A 19,082-nucleotide genomic window follows, 5' to 3' on the forward strand; every position below is an offset into this window, starting at 1 on the left:
GACCCTGCATTATTTAGACTCCTCTTTCCACCAATTTTGCATGATCCACAGTTCTGCCGAATAGTACAAAGGTGGTTCTGGATAGCGCATCTCGTGACGGAAGGCAACGCGATGGGTTGGGTTGTACCACTGAGGAACTACGTAATAACTATTCCACAAGACACGATCAAGTGCTCTAGTCGCGGTTCTTAACTGCTCACGATTTTGCGCCTTGGTAATTTCATCAATTAAGGCATCGACTACAGGTGACTGCACACCAATCACGTTATCGGAACCCTTTTCTTTGGCGGCTTGGCTACCAAAGCGATCCCAGAGCTCGTTACCTGGATTTTGAGAATCCTGGAATCGTACGGTGGTCATATCAAAGTCATATTCATTCATACGCTTTTGGTGCAAGGCAAAGTCGCTCGTACGAATATCGACCTGCACCCCTAACTTTTCCAAGTTACGGACATACGCAGAAATCACTCTTAAGAAAAAGCCGCCATCTTCCACAATCTCAAACCGAAATGGCTCGCCCTTTTCATTGCGTAATGCGCCATCACGATATTGCCAGCCAGCATGCATGAGGAGTTCACGCGCTTTTTTTAAGTTCTGACGCAAACTTCCAGGAGACTTAGTTGAGGGAGCTGCTGGCATTGGGCCAAAGACAGCGTCTGGAACCCACTGTGGATATTTTGCTTTCAAAGGCTTAAGTAATTTCAACTCCGCTTCAGTGGGTTTGCGGGGGCCATCAAAATTAGCACTTAAGTCGCTATTCGTAAAATAGCTATTTATGCGACTGTATTGATCAAAAAATATCTGGCGATTGAGCCACTCAAAATCTAGCGCATATCCCAATGCTTCACGAACACGCGCATCGTTAAAAATTGGGCGGCGTACATTCATTGCAAAACCTTGCATCCCAGCACCGTTGTGATTGAGGAATGCCTTTTTCAGCAAAATACCTTTATCAAACTTTGAGCCGACATAACCCTTAGCCCAAATCTTGGCGCGATACTCGACTAAAGCATCAAACTCCCCTGCTTTAAAGGCCTCCAACCTGACAGCATCATCACTGTAGAGCTTGTACAGCACTCGATCAAAGTTATAAAAACCAACGCGCACGTTGAGTGGCTTACTGAGTTGGTCAGCCCAATAGTTTGGGTTCTTTTTATAGACAATCGACTTGCCAGCTTTAAAAGACTCAATCAAATAAGGGCCACTTGCAATCGGCGCCTCAAAGGCAAGCTTCTCAAATGGGATCATTGACCCATCAGGTCGCTTACCCCAGTTACGTGAGAACACCGGAAAGGTTCCCGCCAAGATTGGTAACTCTGCATTGTCATTTTTAAAGTCAAAGCGAATGGAGCGATCAGATAAAACCACCGCTTCTTTAATATCGGCAAAAGTTGTCTTGTAACGTGGGTGAGCCTTACCACTCATTAAAGTATCAAAGCTGTATTTAACATCAGCCGCCAATACGGGACTACCATCAGAAAACTTCGCTTCTGAACGAATATGGAATGTCACTGACTTGTGATCTTTAGCGACCTGAATATCATCAGCTAATAACCCGTAAATACTAGATACCTCATCAGCACTTCCCTCGGCCAAAGATTCAAACATCAAATCGATACCCGGGGCTGTAATTCCGCGTAGGGTAAAAGGATTAAATTTATCGAAACTGGTTCTTTGGCCTGGATTTGGCAAGACCAGGGTTCCCCCACGGGGAGCATTTGGATTCACATAATCAAAATGGGTAAATCCGTCGGGATACTTAGGCTTGCCGTATTGCGCAATACCCTGTCCTGCCATAGCCGTATCGGCGCCCAGCACCACTAGCAGCGCTAGCAGCAGGAAATGGGCAATTTGGCGAATGGGTTTTAGGGTGGGCATATATGCAACAATTGTAGATAGCTAATCATATTTGAAGCAAAGGACACAACATGGGCTTTCTCTCCGGCAAAAAAATCCTCATTACCGGCCTCCTCTCAAACCGCTCTATCGCCTATGGCATTGCCAAGGCCTGCCACCGCGAAGGCGCTGAACTTGCCTTTACCTACGTGGGTGAACGCTTTAAGGGTCGCATCGTTGATTTTGCAAAAGAATTCAATACCGACCTGATATTTGACTGTGATGTAGGCAGTGACGAGCAAATTAGCGCCCTTTTTAAGGATTTGGCTAAATCCTGGCCTCAGTTTGATGGTTTTGTTCATGCTATTGGCTTTGCACCGCGCGAAGCCATTGCCGGTGATTTCTTGGATGGCCTCTCTCGTGAAGGCTTCAAGATTGCCCATGATATTTCTGCGTATAGCTTCCCAGCAATGGCAAAAGAAGCTTTGCCAATGTTACGTGACAAATCCTCTTTGCTCACCCTGACTTATTTGGGTTCGATGAAGAATGTTCCCAACTACAACACCATGGGTTTAGCTAAAGCATCTCTTGAAGCTTCCGTACGCTACCTCGCCGGCTCAGTTGGTCCTAAAGGCATTCGTGCCAATGGAATTTCTGCTGGCCCTATTAAAACTTTGGCAGCATCTGGCATCAAAGGCTTTGGCAAGATTTTGGAAGCGGTTGAACAAACTGCGCCACTACGTCGCAACGTCACCATTGATGATGTGGGTAACACTGCAGCCTTCTTGTTGTCTGATTTAGCAAACGGCATTACTGCTGAAATCATTTATGTCGATAACGGCTTTAGCCAAGTAGTTGGCGGAATGGATGAAGTTTGAGCGTTCCACTACGCGAGGCCCTGAAGTTTTGGGCTAAGCTGGGCTTCATTAGTTTTGGAGGCCCTGCAGGACAAATCGCTGTTCTGCACCAAGAGTTAGTTGAAAAGCGTCGCTGGATTTCTGAGCGGCGCTTTTTACATGCGCTCAACTATTGCATGCTCCTTCCCGGGCCTGAGGCTCAACAGCTGGTGACCTATATAGGCTGGCTGATGCACCGCAGTTGGGGCGGCATTCTAGCAGGAACACTCTTTGTACTACCTTCTTTATTCATATTGATTGGCCTATCCTGGGTCTACCTCACCTATGGACAAGTTCCTTGGATTGCCGCAATCTTTTTTGGCATCAAGCCCGCTGTTACGGCAATAGTCTTGCACGCTGCAGTACGTATTGGTAAACGCACCATTCATAACCAAGCGTTGCAATGGATTGCTTTGGGCTCTTTCTTGGCTATCTTCATTCTGAATCTTGCCTTTCCGATCATCGTGGCGATTGCTGCAGCGATTGGCTATTGGGGTGGCAAAAAATATCCAGAATATTTTCAACAAAAAAATACGCATGGCAGCAAAGAATCTGGTGCTTATGGCAGTGCAATCATTGATGATCACACCCCCACTCCTTTGCACGCTCAATTTGGCCATCAAAAAACAATTCGCCACTCTTTGATTGCCCTGAGTTTTTGGTTGCTGCCGATGGGTGCATTGATTGCGCTCTTTGGTTGGAAGAATTTGTATCCACAGATTGCCTGGTTTTTTTCTAAAGCTGCCTTCCTCACCTTTGGTGGTGCGTATGCAGTACTTCCTTACGTTTATCAAGGCGCCGTTGATCACTTCCATTGGCTCAGCGCCAATCAAATGATTGATGGTTTGGCGCTTGGTGAAACTACGCCTGGCCCACTCATCATGGTGGTCGCTTTTGTGGGCTACCTTGCTGGTCATATTCAGCACTTGATTGGTGCTAGCAATCCATTTTGGTTTGGCGTGCTCGGCGCATGTGTTGCAACTTGGTTTACTTTCTTGCCTTCCTTCTTTTTCATCCTGGTTGGCGGGCCGCTGATTGAATCGACTCACGGCAAACTTGGCTTTACAGCGCCACTGACCGCTATCACCGCAGCCGTTGTTGGTGTCATTGCCAATCTAGGCCTCTTTTTTGCTTATCACGTCTTTTTGCCGAGGGGCTTTGGTGGGTCGATTTCTTGGATCTCGATCTTGATCTGTGCCTTGGCTGGATTGGCCTTATTTAAATTCCAAAAGAGTGTTCTTACGGTCTTGGGTGGGTCAGCCTTAGCTGGATTGCTCTTCCATTACATCTCCATCCTGATAGGGTGAGTTTTCCCAAGATTGGCATAATGGAAGTTATGCGAATCGAACCTCAAACCATCACCCATCTTCAAGAATGGCTCGGCAAAACAGAGTCATTACAGGACACAGTTACAGCTGCGCCAGTCCGCGCCCTCTCAGCCACTTTGGATCATGAAGATCCGGCGCCAAGTAAGGGTACTTTTTTGCCAGAGTTGTGGCACTGGCTGTACTTTCTACCTCATGCCCGCGAATCTGAAATTGGTCCTGATGGCCATCCAAAACGCGGCGGCTTTTTACCCCCGGTTCCCTTGCCACGCCGCATGTGGGCAGGCAGTCGTATTGAATGGATAAAACCATTAGCTGTTGGCGATGAAATTGAAAGAGTTTCCACAATTGAGTCTGTCACTCATAAAGCGGGTCGCACTGGTGATTTGATTTTTGTTTTGGTTAATCACAAGATCTCTAATCAAAATGGCTTAGCAATCATTGAAGAACATGACATCGTGTATCGCGATGCTCCTGGACCGGACGACAAGCCTGTAGCCCCTACTCCAGCACCGACAGACGCACAGTGGAGTAAAACGATTACGCCAGATGATGTATTGCTGTTTCGCTACTCAGCGCTGACTTTTAACGGTCATCGCATTCACTACGATCGTAAATATGTCACTGAGGTTGAAGGCTATCCAGGTTTAATCGTGCACGGCCCTTTAATTGCAACGTTACTGGTTGATCTGGTGCGCCAGAGTATTCCAGACTGCAAGCTCAAGAGTTTTGAATTCCGCGCCATTCGCCCTACTTTTGATATCAATATTTTTAAAGTGAATGCCAAGCCTGATTTGGAAAAAGATCCTAGTGGAAAAACGATTTCGATTTGGGCGCAAGATCATGAAGGTTGGCTCACGATGCAAGCCACTGCCGTACTAGCTTAATCAAACACTATTTATTTATGACCACTCAACACCTCTCCCGTGAGCTCGCCAGCTTTGCAGCCAACCTCAAGGCTGCAGACATCCCCAACGATGTCATGAACCGTGCCGAAGATTTATTCGTAGATTGGTTTGGCTCAGCAATTGCGGGTAAGGGTTCGCGCCCGGTTGAATTGATTACCCAATTTACACAGAATATGGGTGGGTTTGATGCAAGCAACGCTGGTCCATCAGAGGTTCTTGTCTCCCGCAAAACCTCTAGCCCCTTTTTGGCAGCAATGGCAAATGCTGCAGCATCCCATGTTGCAGAGCAAGACGATGTTCATAATGGTTCAGTCTTTCATCCGGCAACGGTAGTATTTCCGCCAGTGCTTGCTTGCGCACAAGCACTTGGTGCATCTGGCGAAGAATTATTGGTAGCTGCAGTAGCGGGCTATGAAGTAGGCATCCGTGTTGGTGAATTTTTAGGTCGCTCTCATTACAAAGTGTTTCACACCACTGGTACTGCTGGCACTCTAGCGGCGGCTGCAGCAGTTGGGAGACTTCTGAAGCTTTCTCCAGAGCAAATGCTTAACGCCTTTGGTTCTGCGGGCACACAGTCAGCCGGTCTTTGGGAATTTCTGCGTGATGCCGCTGACTCTAAACAACTCCATACAGCGCATGCTGCATCTACCGGACTGATGTCTGCGTATATTGCACAAGCTGGATTTACTGGTGCGCAGCATATTCTGGAGGGTAAGCAAGGTCTTGCAGCTGGCATGTCTAGCGATAGCGATCCAAGCAAGCTGGTAGATCGTTTGGGCAGTCGCTGGGCTTTAGCAGAAACCAGTTTTAAGTATTACGCCTCATGCCGCCATACCCACCCTGCTGCTGACGCCTTGCTGCAAGTGATGCTGGCTCATAAGTTATCTCCTAACGATATTTCAAAGGTAGAGACTTTGGTTCATCAGGGTGCCATCGATGTTTTGGGGCCGGTAACTGATCCGGTCACCGTGCATCAATCTAAGTTTTCTATGGGCACGGTATTAGCATTAGTTGCTCACTACCAATTTGCTGGCCTTCAAGAGTTTGACAAGCACTTTCATGATGATGAAATCTGCGCATTCCGCGAGCGCGTTTCGATGACGCTGGATCCTGAAGTAGATGGCGCCTACCCACAGCGCTGGATTGGTAAAGTCAAAGTGCATTTAAAGAATGGGCAAATATTGGATGGTCGTGTAGATGAGCCTAAGGGCGATCCTGGCAATACCCTGTCTCGCGCAGAAATTACAGACAAAGCGATGCGTCTAGCTGCCTTCAGCGGTGGCGCCAACCCAGCCGAGATGAATACAGCAATTGATCTCTTGTGGAATATCCGCAAACAAGCCAAGATAGGCTTTCTACTTCCATCGAATTAAGCACATACCCATCTATGAACCCACTTGATACACCTTTAGGATTTAGCACCAACTTTTTATTTGTTCCAGGCACTCGCCCTGAGCGTTTTGTAAAAGCCCTTGACAGTGGTGCCAGTGGTGTTGTGTTGGATCTTGAGGATGCTGTTGCTGAGGAAGATAAAGTCAGCGCACGCGATGCCATTCGCACTGCTTGGCCAAGCTTTAGCGCTGAGCAAAAGAAACGTTTGGTAATACGTACGAACTCACCAGGTAGCAAGTTTTATGCAGCTGATCTCATCCTTGCGCAAGAATTACAGGTAGCCTGTCTACTGATTCCAAAAAGCGAATCGCTCGATCAAATTAATGGCGCCGCTCTGATATTGCCCAATACCGCAATCATTCCGATGATTGAGACTGCAATCGGCTTGGATCAACTTAAAGAAATTGCTAACTCCAATCAGGTGATTCGCCTTGCTTTAGGTAACTTGGATTTACAAGCTGACCTTGGTATGGTTTGCGATCGTCAAGAAACTGAACTGCAAACTGCTCGATATCAAATTGTTTTAGCCTCTCGCCTCGCACAGATTGCCCCTCCTATTGATGGGGTTACACCCTCTACCGATGATATTGAGCGCATTGCTGACGATGCTGAGCGCGCAAAGCGCATGGGCTTTGGCGGAAAGCTGTGCATTCATCCTAAACAAGTGAGCATTGTTGTTGCCGCATTTACGCCAACCGAAGAAGAGCTAGCATGGGCCCAGCGAGTGATTGATGCAGACAAGGCATCTAAAGGCGGCGCTGTAAAACTCGATGGCAGGATGATTGATAGGCCAGTAGTGTTATTAGCTCAAAGAACACTGGCAATTACTGGTAAACACTAGGGTTATTCAAGACAAAATAGTTTTAAAACTGGCAAAATCGATCCACATAACAACAACATGGAGATCAAATGAAAGTGAAGAAATTTTTATTTTCAGGAATTGCAGCAGCATTAACAGCTGGCGCACTTCTAAGTACTAGCGCTCTTGCGCAAAAAGACTGGCCTACTAAATCGATCAACCTGATTGTTCCATTTGCAGCTGGCGGTCCAACTGACTCTGTGGCACGTTTGATTGCAGTGCCAATGGGTCAAGCGCTTGGCCAAACTGTGGTTGTTGAGAACGTACCTGGTGCAGGCGGAACGATTGCTAGCACTAAAGTAGCGCGTGCAGCTCCAGATGGCTATACCATCTACTTGCATCACATGGGTATGGCAACAGCAAATGCCCTGTACGACAAGCTCCCATATGATCCAATGACCAGCTTTGAATATATCGGTCAAGTTGCTGACGTACCAATGGTGTTGTTGGGTAAGAAAGATTTACCAGCAAATAACTTTAAAGAGCTTGAGGCTTATATTCGCGCCAATGGATCCAAAATCACTATGGCGAATGCTGGCCCAGGTGCGGTATCCCAGTTATGTGGATTGTTATTTCAGAGCCGTATGGGTGTGAAGTTAACTAACATTCCCTACAAAGGAACTGGTCCTGCCCTCACTGATTTATTAGGCGGTCAAGTAGATCTTCTATGCGATCAGACCACTCAAACTATTCCCTATATTAAAGATGGTCGTGTAAAAGCTTACGGCACAACTACCCTTAAGCGTTTACCAGCTATTCCGAACGTTCCAACTTTGGATGAACAAGGCCTCAAAGGCTTCGAAGTGAAAGTTTGGCACGGTATGTACACACCAAAAGGCGTTCCTAAGCCTATCTTGGATAAGTTAAATGCTGCTTTGAAAAAAGCGCTCAACACTCCCGATGTACAAAAACGTCTAGCAGATGCCAATATCGACATTGTCTCTCAAGAGAAGATGACTCCTAATGGCCTCAAGACACATCTTGATGCAGAAATTAATAAATGGGGTCCAATCATTCGCAAGTCTAATATTCCAGACTAAGCATTAATTGCAACAAACAAAAAGCCAGCACAATGCTGGCTTTTTGTTTGTGCTAAATACTTATTTACATGGGTACTTATCGGTAAAGAAGCGCATTAAGGTTTTGGCGGCTCGATCTTGATTGAACTGGGGGTTTGCATTAGTCCACACCAAGAACTTTTGCAGGATCACGTTCCGAGTTTCGCTCTTATCCGCAAAGCAGATGGCCGACTTCGCATCAAGAGGACGATTCGCTAAGTACCCTTGATAGACGCCCTCTCCAAAGCCAAAACAAAAACTGCGGCCTTGCTCATCGTTGGGGTTTTTGCATAGCTCAACAAATGCAGCGGTACTAGCATCATCTGCTGGAAGGTCCTTTTGCGCAAATACACTGGGTGCAAAAGAAAGAGTAGATGCAATTAATAGAAATGTGACTGCCAATGTTTTCATGATTCTCTTCTTTGAATAAAGATTAACGTCTAAACCCGCCCATATGGCCGCCACCAAATCCACCCATATGAGAACCGCCGCCACCGCCAAACCCACCTGAGCGGCTTGCTCCATAGCTGCGTGAGCGATCTTGATTGCTGTCATAGCGCGCTTGATCCCGCAGGGCGTTTTCTTGAGCTGCCTCTCGATACATATTGGGATTTGCTCTGTCCGTCTGAGTATCATTGCGTGCTTCTTGATTTAGGCGTGCCGCTTGATTTCTTTCCTGGGGGGTTGCGTCTCTCTGAAAAGCATTATTAGCGCGCTGACCATCTATTCTTGCCGCCTGTCTTTCCCCTGGGGTTGCATTATTTTTCCAATCGTTCAGCAAACGTTGCTGGTTAGCAATATTTGCTGGCCCAATAATAGGACGGGAAGGTACGCGCCCGGATGGATTGATGGTTGTAGAGTTAATCGTGCCATTACTCCAATTGGAATAGGTCCAAAAATCATCACCAACCATAAAACCTAAACCAAATGTCATCAAACCCCAAGCAGGGTTATAGATGGGGTATGGAGGATAGTCAGGATAAGGCCATGGTCCATAAACCACTGTGGGGTTATAACTGGGGATATAAACCACTTTTGTATTTGCTGGGCCAATCAAAATGTTACCGTCTGCATCGGTGGTGACAGTAATTTGCTGATTAGATTTCAGGGTACCAGCTTTAACAGCCATTTTTCTGAGGACTTGGACTGCTTTCATGGTGTCCGCAGCCTGTAGTTTATAAGCGTTTCCTAGGTTTTGCGTCCACTGTAATTTTCTACCCATCATATTGAATACTTTAGGAAACGACATTAAAGATTTCACACTGTCGTTCCAAGATTGCGCCTTCAATGCATTTTGTAGATCATCGCCCTTTAGCGCAGCATTGTCAGTTCGCCAGTTATATGCTTCCGCAACTTCCAGCGGATAGGTGGAGGCCAAAAGCATCAGCGAGAGTAACGAATCGGGATACAGGGCTATGGTTGAGACTAATGACTGTAATTGCTCTGATGAAAGGGTTTGTGGGCCAGCGTTAGAACTTGCATCTTGAGCATAGCTTTGAGTCTGTCCATAAGCCTGGGGGTAATAACCCCCATTAGATTGATATGGATCTGGATTCATCACACATCCATTAAGCAAGGAGCCGCAAGTGATTGTTACTAAGGCTAGTATTCCTACTTTTTTACTCAATATAGAAATATTTTGTTGGCTTATCTGTTTCATATCTGCCTCGGCATTGATCTTAGTAAATAGATCGCTTTATTTATTTGAAATGACTACTTTCCGTTTAAATGTTCATTAACCCGGTCTAAATAAATATCCAGAGCGAGCTTTATCGCGGCGCCTTCTATAAAGCTTTCCAACAAAAGCAATCAAAGCCCAAATCGCCAAGAAAGGATCGAGCAAGTAATCCCAAAGATTGCTCGACTCATGCCAATGGGCCGCCCAAGCAATGATGGCAATTGCAATAATCCAAACACCCTTAGTCCAATTAGCTAATCCACAAACTAGCGCGCAGACTAGAACTGAGATGAAGAATGAAATAGATCCATATCCCCATGCGTAAGGATCAATCATCCCCAGGCCCAAAGCAAAGGGATAAAAGCAGAATGAAACAATAGCAATAGCGAATTTAAAAGCTAGAGGCGTTGGTTTACTGGATGGCAGCAAAGAACTCCATAAAAATAAGGTTAAGACAATGCTGAGATCGCCAGTAACGCCGCGAACATAAGCCGCTAAGGGCAATTCCATGCCCAAGCCAAGCGGCCAGAAAAATACATTGCCGATCAACAGCACTAAAAAAATCTTTGCGGCAAATGGCAAAGGATTTGGGGAGAATTTTTGCAATGCCCAAACACCAATGACCGAGCATGAGATAGACAGCTCAATTAAAGCTAAGGTTTGCATGAATGAATTCATTATTGAACCTCCTGACGCTGCACTTCTACTTCTTGTGTTTGCAACTTACTAAAAGCATGTTTTAGCCAAGCACCAGAGAAATAACGATGGCGAATTCTTTTACGGTCCCAGGTATATACCAAATGGGCATCATCACCATCTACAGTAATCATGTATGGATAGGAAAACTCTTTACGCTGAGTATCTGGCAATGCCCCATCATCTTCCAACACTTCGATGGGTTGCCATTGGTCTGACTTAGGGCCGTTCATCATTAAGACCAATCGATAGCGACCGTGTTCAATATTATTTAAAGCCAATATACGGGTACCGTTCTTAAGGGTGATGCCTGCTACTGCAGAATTAGGATTGGCAATTTCCAAATCTTCCGACTGCTGCCAGCTTTGGCCTGCGTTCTGAGTGCTACTAACCGGTATTTGCTTTGGCAATCCAGAACTACGCGTTTGTCGAAAATAAGCATTAGCATCCTGAGCATCGCTCACAAATACCAATGGCTGAATTGCACTGCGACCAGAGCTCATGCGACGTTTATCGATGACGCGTCCTGCATCCACCCTCAAAAACTCGCCAAAGCGCCCTATCCACTCGTGATAGGCAGGTAAACCCAATAAGCCATCGGTGTACATGACGCCTGGGGATTTAACAAGGGTACTTAAATTCAATAATGGTGAGCTGATGAGGCGCTGCGGATTACTCCATGTCAACCCTTCATCATCCGATGTAATTGCAGAGATTGAGCTGCCTGCCCAACCGCCAATAGAAACGGTCACGAAAAATAGTTGCAACCCTCCATCGGGCAACCTACTTGGTACGGGGTTGCCTAATTTAGCAATATAGCGCGATAAACCCTTTTCGGCGCTAATACGATCCATAACAACAGTAGGGGCACTCCAGTTAGCGGAATGCGAATCAAATACCGAGCTATAAATCGAGACATCGGCAGCACCCTCGCGACTGCCTGCAAACCAGAATGCCCTCACTGCACCATCTTTTAAGGCAATGAGCGAGGCTGCATGAACCGAGGGAGATCCGGCATCAGGCAACCAATTCGCTTGTGATGCTGGCGCAGCAACCTTAGACGGGGTCTTAGTCTTAGCCGTTGCAGTCACTGTCTCATCCACCGCTTCCTCTGCTTGAAGAAAGGCGGACACTACAAATGGCGCCCAAACAGGACGACTATCAATATGTAGAAAGCCCAATACAGCAGCAAGCAATAAAAAACAGAGTGCAACAATACGACTCATCTACAAACATCCTTCAGGTTTGATAAATCTGGCATAGCAGCTGGAGTAGCAATTAAATACTCATTTACAAATAAGTGTTTGCCAATTTGTCCTGCCAACATCTCCGCAATTTCTTCATTAGAGTGGCGTGCACGCATCTCCATTCTTTGCCCCACAATCCGACAAGATTCACATAAGGTAGGCGCAACACCAAGAGGTGAATGTATTGCCACTAGAGGATAGTTAGCAGTCAAGCCATTGATATCGGCAGCGTCTTTGGATAAATAGCCATGCAACTTTGCCCCCGGCAGCAGTAGACGATACTCCTCATCTTTAGCACGGTAGTCACAAGGAATCCAAATGTCTTTACCTTGCATCCGGGCAATTGTCTCAGTGGAGTAGCGCCCCAAACGTCCCTCCAAGGGCGCTAGACTGCTCGTTAAGGCGCAATAGACCATAAAGCAAGCAGTCAATGCCAGTACTTTGGTTTGGTTAGACCTGAATAAACCGACCAACACTACCAGCAAGCTTGCTGCCATCAATATCCAGTGGTGATAGGAATAAGCCCACTGACCCGCATCGCCCATGAACTGGGAAAACTGCAGATTGCTACCAATCCATGTTAATAGCGATATCACCAGCAGCTGCAGGAGTAGAGCAATTCGGAATCCCCACAAAGGTAGCCTATCCCAATAAAAAGCAATCAATGCGGCAAACGCAGGCATGGCTGGGAGCAAGTAGCGCCCTGATCGCTGACTAGGAAAACTGAAGACAATCAAGAATGCTGCGATCAAAAGCAATAACAACACTTCTTCTAGAGTCAGAAAACGACGTGCACGCCAACATTGCATCAAAGTAGATATCAGTACGAAACTAAATAAACCAGCATTTGTAATCGTGGTTATCAATAACAACCAAATGCTATCGCCACCGCGCAGTAAGTCCATGATGTAACTAGATTGGCGTGCAGCGAATTTGCCGGCATTCTCGCCGAGAACAAACTCCTTCCAAACCGCCTCAGGATAGGGATCCAAGGCAAACCATAAAGCAAATACGCCCAAGGCAAGCACGGCAATGAGGATTAACTTATAGAGATCTTTTATCAATACCTGCGGAATACTCCACTGCCGCCAACGCCAATAAAAAAGACCCAAGGCAAAGGAAGCGGGCACGATATATGCAAAGGATTTTGCAAATAGCGCAAAGCCAAAACAGACTCCGGCAACGAGCGGAAAGAAGAATTTGGATTCAAATGCACTCTTCCCCCAATACAAGATTGCAAAAAAAGGCAGCGATATGCAGAAGACCTCAGGAGGGTCAGCCAAGAATGGACGACCATAGCGATACGTCGCAAAAAAAGATAGCCAGACTAACGCAGCTAATAATCCCGTTTGCGTTTTGCCACTAAACCGACGTACCGCTAAAAATAAGAAGAAAGCAGTTAAAGCGGTATATAAAACACTGGGCCAGCGCAAATTCGCTAAAGTCCAATCAGATGCCCAATAAGTACTGGCAATACCCTGCCAAAAAATAAGCGGGGGCTTGGTGTTTTTGATGCCATCCATCTCAGACTGCAAAGGCAGCCACTGCCCTGAATCTGCCGTCATGCGCACGATATGCATGTAGGGATACTCGTCACCGTTTTTAGGGGCAAAACGACTATCCAGACCGTAAAGATAGGTAAATACACCTAAAAGGAGGATTAATACGGCAGAACGGTAAGAAAATGAGCCACGCATAGCTATAGTTTATAGGGCTTATAAGAATTCCCTGGAAAACGGCTGATGGCTATATTTTTGAATGAGCTTATGAAAAATGAGTCTAATGTGAATATCCATTTTCTAGATTTTCTTGATTAAGATATCAATGAACTAATTTTCAATTTATTACCAAGAAGTAATCCGAACGGAGACCCAACATATGCGAGCAAGGTATTTAAAACCCGCAATCCTAGCAACTATTTATATTGGTATTAGCTACTGGAGTGGCACTGCCCTTGCCCAAAATGCAGACGCTAGCAATCTATACAAACGTGGCTTAGCAGCCACTTGCGCAAATTGTCACGGAACCGATGGCAAGGGTGTAGTTGATGGCGGGATGCCCCTTATTAACACCCTCACTAGCGAACAAATTCTGACCCAAATGAAAGCATTTAAGTCAGGCGCACGTGAAGGCACCATCATGCCGCAGCTAGCCAAAGGCTACTCTGACGAGCAACTCGAAACCATCGCCAATCAACTTGGCAAGAAATAATAAGGAAGCCCATCATGGATCGTCGACACTTTATTGGCCAAGGCGCAGCAGCAATTGGCTTACTGGCTGGCTTCTCTGGACAAGCTAACGCTAATTTACAAAAAGCAGAAATTTTGGTGATTGGTGGCGGATATGGCGGCGCTACTGCCGCTAAATATTTACGCTTGTTTTCCAATAACACGGCCAAGGTCACTTTGATCGAGCCTAATACCTCTTTCATTTCTTGCCCAATGTCTAACCTAGTGATTGGTGGTTCTCGCACTCTGGCTGAAATCACCTCACCTTATGACACGCTCAGCAAACGTCATGGCATCAAGATTATTCAAGATAGCGTGAGCAGTATTGATCCAGACAAGAAAATCGTAAAACTAGCCTCAGGCAAAACTTTGCGCTACGACAAAGCCGTTGTATCTCCAGGCGTATCACTCAACTTCAAGAGCATTGAAGGTCTTGCACAGGCCAATAAAGATGGTGTGACTCTGCAAGCTTGGAAGGCTGGACCAGAAACTGTTGCACTCCATAAGCAAATTGCTGCAATGCGTGAAGGTGGTACTTTTGCGATCAGTATTCCAGAAGCTCCTTATCGCTGCCCTCCTGGACCTTACGAACGCGCCTGCCAGGTAGCCAACTACTTAAAACAAAACAATCCTCGAGGTAAGGTGCTGATCTTGGATGCGAACCAAGACGTTACTTCTAAGGGCGCTTTGTTCAAGAAAGTTTGGGCTGAGCAGTACGCCGGAATTATCGAATACCGACCAAAGAGCAATGTGATTGGAGTAGATGCCAAAACTAAAACGCTCAAACTCGAAGTTGAAGATGATGTGAAGGCAGATGTGCTCAACGTGTTGCCACAAATGGCCGCAGGTGAAATTGCCATCAAGACTGGTTTAGCAAATTCTAATGGTCGCTGGGCGAATGTGAACTTCCTCAATTTTGAATCTACTGCACGCAAAGATATTCACGTCTTAGGCGATGCGATTCAAATTGCGCCAGCAATGCCTAAGTCTGGACATATGGCCAACCAACATGCCAAAGTAGCTGCTGCAGCGATCGTCGCGGAACTCAGCGGCTGGGAAGTGAACCCAGCACCGGTATTAACAAATACTTGCTATAGCTTTGTTAATTCCAAGGAAGTTGTTCACGTCGCTAGCGTCCACCAATACAACGCAGCAGAAAAGACTTTTAAAACGGTTCCTGGATCTGGCGGTCTATCCCCTGCTCCATCTACCCTTGAAGGGGTCTATGCTTGGGGCTGGGCTCATAATATCTGGGCTGATAGCCTGGGTTAATACCTTTAATACCTTCGCTGTTAATAAAAAAGAGACCTTTGGGTCTCTTTTTTATTTCATTGGCCCGCTATTACTGCTGCCTGCGCCGCCTACGCCTACTGATGACCAAGAAGGTAATAGCAATGATTGGGGCGGCAATTGCAGCAATGATCTCGGGATGTATGGCAAGTCCAGCTTCTTTGCCGCCCTTAACGATATAAGCCAATAAACCAACTGCGTAATACGTCAGCACCAACACTGACAAACTTTCCACCGTTTCTTGAAGTCTGAGTTGCAGTCTTGCGCGCTGATCCATACTAGCCAATAATTTTTGCGTTTGCTGCTCATTTACAAACTCAATACGAGTTCTCAGGGTTTGCGTTGTCCTAGCAATACGGTCAGATAATTCGCGCAAGCGACGTTGAGTCCAGATACAAGTGCCCATGGCCGGCTGAAAACGTCGATCCATAAACTCTGACAACGTTTGCACTCCTGGAAGAGATGTTTCGTTTAATTCCAGTAAATTTTTTGATAGCAGCTGGCTATAGGCTTCGGCTGCAGTAAAGCGAAGTCCATACCCGGAGATCCATTGCTCAATACGAGAGGCTAAACGAGAAAGTTCCTCCAGAAAAATTCCATCGTTTTCGGTATTTACACCCGACTCTGCTTGCAGTTTGGAGATTTTTTCAGATATCGCAGCAAGCTCCGACTCCGCCTCTCTTAAAGGGAGTGACAGGCTTTTGGCCACTGGAAAAGAGACCATAGCAACCATACGGTAAGTTTCAGCTTCTGCTAAACCCCTTGCTATGCGACCTAGCTGTCTAGAGCCCAATACATCATGTGGAATAAAGAAAGAAATAAATCCATCTTGATCAAGCTGTAAGTCGGTCCACAGCTGCGCTTTTTTACTTGAGAGAATAAAACTGCCCAGCACAGTATTGCCACTAAAGATTTCGGATACTTCTAGCGCCTCAGCAAACAAAGGGCGATGTTCGAATACTAAATCTAAGGCGGAAATTCTTTGTCCGCCAGACTCAGAAATAGTTGGGCAACCCAACCCCTTAAAAAGCAAATCTAGATCGCGCTCAATTTCCAGTCTTGACTTGAGTAAAGGCTCTTTCACCTTAGTCTTATTGTGAACAATGACCGCAATGGTCGCAAATTCACCATGCAACTCCCACTTCACTAAAACTCTTTCAGGCTCTGGCGCCAAATGCAGCGTCATAAACGAGTGATCATCCCTACTGGGGGCGCACCCTAAAGCATGGCTTAGCTTTTGTACCCAAGCTATCTGTTGTTGGCGAGAGGCTGCATCCAGCAAGAAGGATTGTGAAATCACTCTCTCGTTTGGCCACAATGGAATAGGAGGTCGAGCATGTACCTCTTCATGCAACAGCGCTCTAGATGGGTGATCGTATGCTCTCATAGCTTATGTAATTTTTTATTTCTTTAGATCATATACCCAAGCTATATCAAACATACCTTTGCATCTATATGGGCTGACTATTGCTATCAAAATCCTCATACCCATAGGGATGCTCACCCCTATTTAAGCAATTGCGGACGTAATCGATGCTAGTTCGCAAGGTGTAGTAATCGCTCGACAGCCGCTTAGAGACTTTGATTCTGAGCGCTTGATACTCCAGTAAATTTAACCTCTTCAGATACTCGTCGCGCTGCTCATCATTAAAGCCATTCAGTAGCTCTTGCTCCAAGGCTTTCAATGAACCATACAAACGATTGATCTTATTTTGCATCCGCTTAGCGCGGTACCCAGGCAGGGCTTGTAAAAGTGGGTAACCTAAAACGCAGAAAGGCAACAAAACAAAAATGAGACGGTTAATAAGCTCAGCAATCCAAAACGGAAAATAAGCCATCAATAAAGGGTAATTATTTTTCTCGTAATGAACTGCAACGGGACTTTCGGGCAACATTGAGTCCTTGAACGATGGAAACTCTCCGCGTTCAGAGAAGAAAGATTCCTTTCCGTTAATCTCTCTAGCAGCCTCTAAAAATAAAAATTGAATTGCTGGATGCATGCGATCATCAATGAGAAGATTAGTTGTTGTAGCCAACAGCTTCATATCAGACGGTGGAAAGTTACGCGATAAATCAAAGGATCCCTGGGGTACATTCAATATATGAAGGTGCGGAATAACTTTGACGTATGCCTCAGCACGCGTAAAGGTGACTAAATGCAAGCTAGGATCATTTAGCAGCTCCTGAACATTCGGAGCCTCAAAGGAATCTACAATAAAAGCGCCATCAATTTTCCCTGCTTTTAAAGCCTTGACAGCATCTTCACCAGATAAATAAACAAACTTTGGAAGGTGCTCGAACCCTGAAACCTGAAGAATCTTAGAGGCTTGTGCATAAGTCCCGCCACCTTTAACTCCAATAGAAATCGTTTTGGAGGAAAAATATTTGAAATGTCCGGTATGGGCCTCTAAGTCACCATTCTTAATTTCTGATCCACGATAAAAAAACCATATTGGATCGTAGGCAATTGCACCAAGTGATTCAATTCCTTTGACATCTTTTGCATGCGCTACACCTGCCTGAACAAAGCCAGCCTGTATGGGATCATCACGGTCAGCTAAGCGATCAATATTTTCCTGTGCGCCTAAGGTGGGCACTAGCTCAAGAGTAATTCCCTTCTTGGCAAAAAAATCAGCATACTTTTTGCCAAGGTCTTCATATGACCCACCCGGAGATCCGGTAGCCATGAGGACGTGTCTTGGGGGTGGAGGATCTGCATACCACCAAACACCCATCAAGATGACGAGCAGCAGAATTAGCAAGGGCCAAGTCTCTTGCAGAAATTGGGTGAAGTCACCCCATTTCTCCTGAAGGCTCTCAGAAAGACCTAAGTAGGTATCTTTTATGTCTTGTTTAAAACTTCCCATGAGCTACCAATCTGCAAAATTCATTAAAGCTAATGATAATGTTCTTATACAGATTCTTTCAATTTGCTTTTGAATACCCTAAAACTATGATAAAAATCAGAAAATCCCAAGATCGTGGCTACGCCGACCATGGCTGGCTAAAGAGCTTTCACTCCTTTTCATTTGCTGGCTACCATGACCCTCAATTTATGGGCTGGGGAAACCTGCGTGTGATTAACGAAGATCGTGTTGCTGCCGGCATGGGCTTTGGCAAACATGGTCATCGCAATATGGAGATTATTAGCTACGTTCTCTCTGGCGAATTAGCCCATCAAGACAGTATGGGAAACATCGAATCTATACCCCCAGGTGATGTGCAGCGCATGAGTGCCGGTAGCGGCGTGACCCATAGCGAGTTCAATCATGCCAAAGATCAAACTACCCACTTTCTACAAATCTGGATAGAGCCCAATGTTTCAGAGATTGAGCCTAGTTATGAACAAAAAACCATTCCAGCAATTGAAAAAGATGGCAAGCTGCGCATCATCGCCTCCCCTACAGGAAATGATGGTGCCGTTAAAATTCATGCTGATGCCACGATATATGCTGGACTTTTCAACAGCCCTCAATCAGCAACCCTCAAGCTAGACCCTAAGAGAAAAGCTTATGTTCATCTCATCCGTGGAATGCTCACCATTAGCGGCCAAAAATTAGTCAGTGGCGATGCCCTATTTATTGAGGATGAATCTTCCCTGGTAATCAGCGATGGTGTTGATGCAGAAGTGCTGATATTTGACTTGAGTCATTAAATATTTGGCTTGCT

Annotated in this window: 17 protein-coding genes; 9 read left to right on the plus strand and 8 right to left on the minus strand. The window is 45.9% G+C overall.

The genetic code is table 11. From position 1 onward, the window contains the following. Window positions 1-9: 9 nt before the first annotated feature. Window positions 10-1,878, minus strand: coding sequence for an extracellular solute-binding protein (locus ICN19_RS09825; RefSeq protein WP_216247524.1), 1,869 nt, complete (start codon window positions 1,876-1,878; stop codon window positions 10-12). Between the two features lie 50 nt (window positions 1,879-1,928). Here ICN19_RS09825 and fabI point away from each other — a divergent pair, with 50 nt between their 5' ends. The 6 genes from fabI to ICN19_RS09855 all read left to right on the plus strand — a co-directional run bounded on the left by fabI (window position 1,929) and on the right by ICN19_RS09855 (window position 8,256). Continuing rightward, the gene (gene fabI, locus ICN19_RS09830; RefSeq protein WP_216247527.1) at window positions 1,929-2,714 is read left to right on the plus strand and encodes an enoyl-ACP reductase FabI; all 786 of its coding nucleotides are present in this window, start codon (window positions 1,929-1,931) and stop codon (window positions 2,712-2,714) included. Beyond that, window positions 2,711-4,039: a chromate efflux transporter gene (gene chrA / locus ICN19_RS09835; protein WP_216247529.1), complete on the plus strand. Its 1,329-nt coding sequence runs from the start codon at window positions 2,711-2,713 to the stop codon at window positions 4,037-4,039. The genes fabI and chrA overlap by 4 nt, the downstream gene beginning before the upstream one ends. A 20-nt stretch (window positions 4,040-4,059) precedes the next feature. Next, complete coding sequence (locus ICN19_RS09840) at window positions 4,060-4,944, plus strand: MaoC family dehydratase N-terminal domain-containing protein (RefSeq protein WP_216247531.1); 885 nt, start codon at window positions 4,060-4,062, stop codon at window positions 4,942-4,944. A 17-nt stretch (window positions 4,945-4,961) separates the two neighbouring features. Beyond that, window positions 4,962-6,338, plus strand: coding sequence for an MmgE/PrpD family protein (locus ICN19_RS09845; protein WP_216247533.1), 1,377 nt, complete (start codon window positions 4,962-4,964; stop codon window positions 6,336-6,338). A 14-nt stretch (window positions 6,339-6,352) separates the two neighbouring features. Further along, the gene (locus ICN19_RS09850; protein ID WP_216247536.1) at window positions 6,353-7,198 is read left to right on the plus strand and encodes a CoA ester lyase; all 846 of its coding nucleotides are present in this window, start codon (window positions 6,353-6,355) and stop codon (window positions 7,196-7,198) included. A gap of 68 nt (window positions 7,199-7,266) precedes the next feature. Next, window positions 7,267-8,256 (plus strand): tripartite tricarboxylate transporter substrate binding protein BugD, encoded by a 990-nt coding sequence (locus tag ICN19_RS09855; protein ID WP_216247538.1) that lies wholly within the window; start codon window positions 7,267-7,269, stop codon window positions 8,254-8,256. A gap of 60 nt (window positions 8,257-8,316) precedes the next feature. Here the strand turns inward: ICN19_RS09855 and ICN19_RS09860 are convergent, their stop codons facing one another. From ICN19_RS09860 to ICN19_RS09880, 5 genes are all read right to left on the minus strand, one after another. Beyond that, window positions 8,317-8,685 (minus strand): Rap1a/Tai family immunity protein, encoded by a 369-nt coding sequence (locus tag ICN19_RS09860; RefSeq protein ID WP_216247540.1) that lies wholly within the window; start codon window positions 8,683-8,685, stop codon window positions 8,317-8,319. A 22-nt stretch (window positions 8,686-8,707) separates the two neighbouring features. Next, complete coding sequence (locus ICN19_RS09865) at window positions 8,708-9,934, minus strand: DUF3300 domain-containing protein (RefSeq protein WP_216247541.1); 1,227 nt, start codon at window positions 9,932-9,934, stop codon at window positions 8,708-8,710. A 75-nt stretch (window positions 9,935-10,009) separates the two neighbouring features. Next, the gene (locus ICN19_RS09870) at window positions 10,010-10,630 is read right to left on the minus strand and encodes a hypothetical protein (RefSeq protein WP_216247543.1); all 621 of its coding nucleotides are present in this window, start codon (window positions 10,628-10,630) and stop codon (window positions 10,010-10,012) included. Further along, the gene (locus tag ICN19_RS09875) at window positions 10,630-11,874 is read right to left on the minus strand and encodes an exo-alpha-sialidase (RefSeq protein WP_216247544.1); all 1,245 of its coding nucleotides are present in this window, start codon (window positions 11,872-11,874) and stop codon (window positions 10,630-10,632) included. The genes ICN19_RS09870 and ICN19_RS09875 overlap by 1 nt, the downstream gene beginning before the upstream one ends. Next, window positions 11,871-13,592, minus strand: coding sequence for a glycosyltransferase family 39 protein (locus tag ICN19_RS09880; RefSeq protein ID WP_216247546.1), 1,722 nt, complete (start codon window positions 13,590-13,592; stop codon window positions 11,871-11,873). The genes ICN19_RS09875 and ICN19_RS09880 overlap by 4 nt, the downstream gene beginning before the upstream one ends. Before the next feature lie 181 nt (window positions 13,593-13,773). On the opposite strand from ICN19_RS09880, the gene ICN19_RS09885 reads away from it, so the two are divergent. Together ICN19_RS09885 and ICN19_RS09890 are read left to right on the plus strand one after the other, a co-directional pair. Then, window positions 13,774-14,106, plus strand: coding sequence for a c-type cytochrome (locus ICN19_RS09885; protein ID WP_216247549.1), 333 nt, complete (start codon window positions 13,774-13,776; stop codon window positions 14,104-14,106). A gap of 14 nt (window positions 14,107-14,120) precedes the next feature. Then, entirely contained in the window at window positions 14,121-15,395 is a 1,275-nt protein-coding gene (locus ICN19_RS09890) for an NAD(P)/FAD-dependent oxidoreductase (protein WP_216247552.1), read from the plus strand. A 70-nt stretch (window positions 15,396-15,465) separates the two neighbouring features. Here the strand turns inward: ICN19_RS09890 and ICN19_RS09895 are convergent, their stop codons facing one another. Together ICN19_RS09895 and ICN19_RS09900 are read right to left on the minus strand one after the other, a co-directional pair. Beyond that, window positions 15,466-16,800: a DUF3422 domain-containing protein gene (locus ICN19_RS09895; RefSeq protein ID WP_216247554.1), complete on the minus strand. Its 1,335-nt coding sequence runs from the start codon at window positions 16,798-16,800 to the stop codon at window positions 15,466-15,468. 64 nt (window positions 16,801-16,864) lie between these two features. Beyond that, on the minus strand, window positions 16,865-18,280 hold the full coding sequence (locus ICN19_RS09900; protein ID WP_216247556.1) for a TAXI family TRAP transporter solute-binding subunit: 1,416 nt from the start codon (window positions 18,278-18,280) through the stop codon (window positions 16,865-16,867). An 86-nt stretch (window positions 18,281-18,366) separates the two neighbouring features. Between ICN19_RS09900 and ICN19_RS09905 the strand changes: the two genes are divergently transcribed. Then, the gene (locus tag ICN19_RS09905) at window positions 18,367-19,068 is read left to right on the plus strand and encodes a pirin family protein (protein WP_216247558.1); all 702 of its coding nucleotides are present in this window, start codon (window positions 18,367-18,369) and stop codon (window positions 19,066-19,068) included. The last annotated feature ends 14 nt before the right edge of the window (window positions 19,069-19,082 follow it).

Origin of the sequence: Polynucleobacter sp. AP-Capit-er-40B-B4 (assembly GCF_018882245.1) — a bacterium.
Classification (GTDB): Bacteria; Pseudomonadota; Gammaproteobacteria; order Burkholderiales; family Burkholderiaceae; genus Polynucleobacter.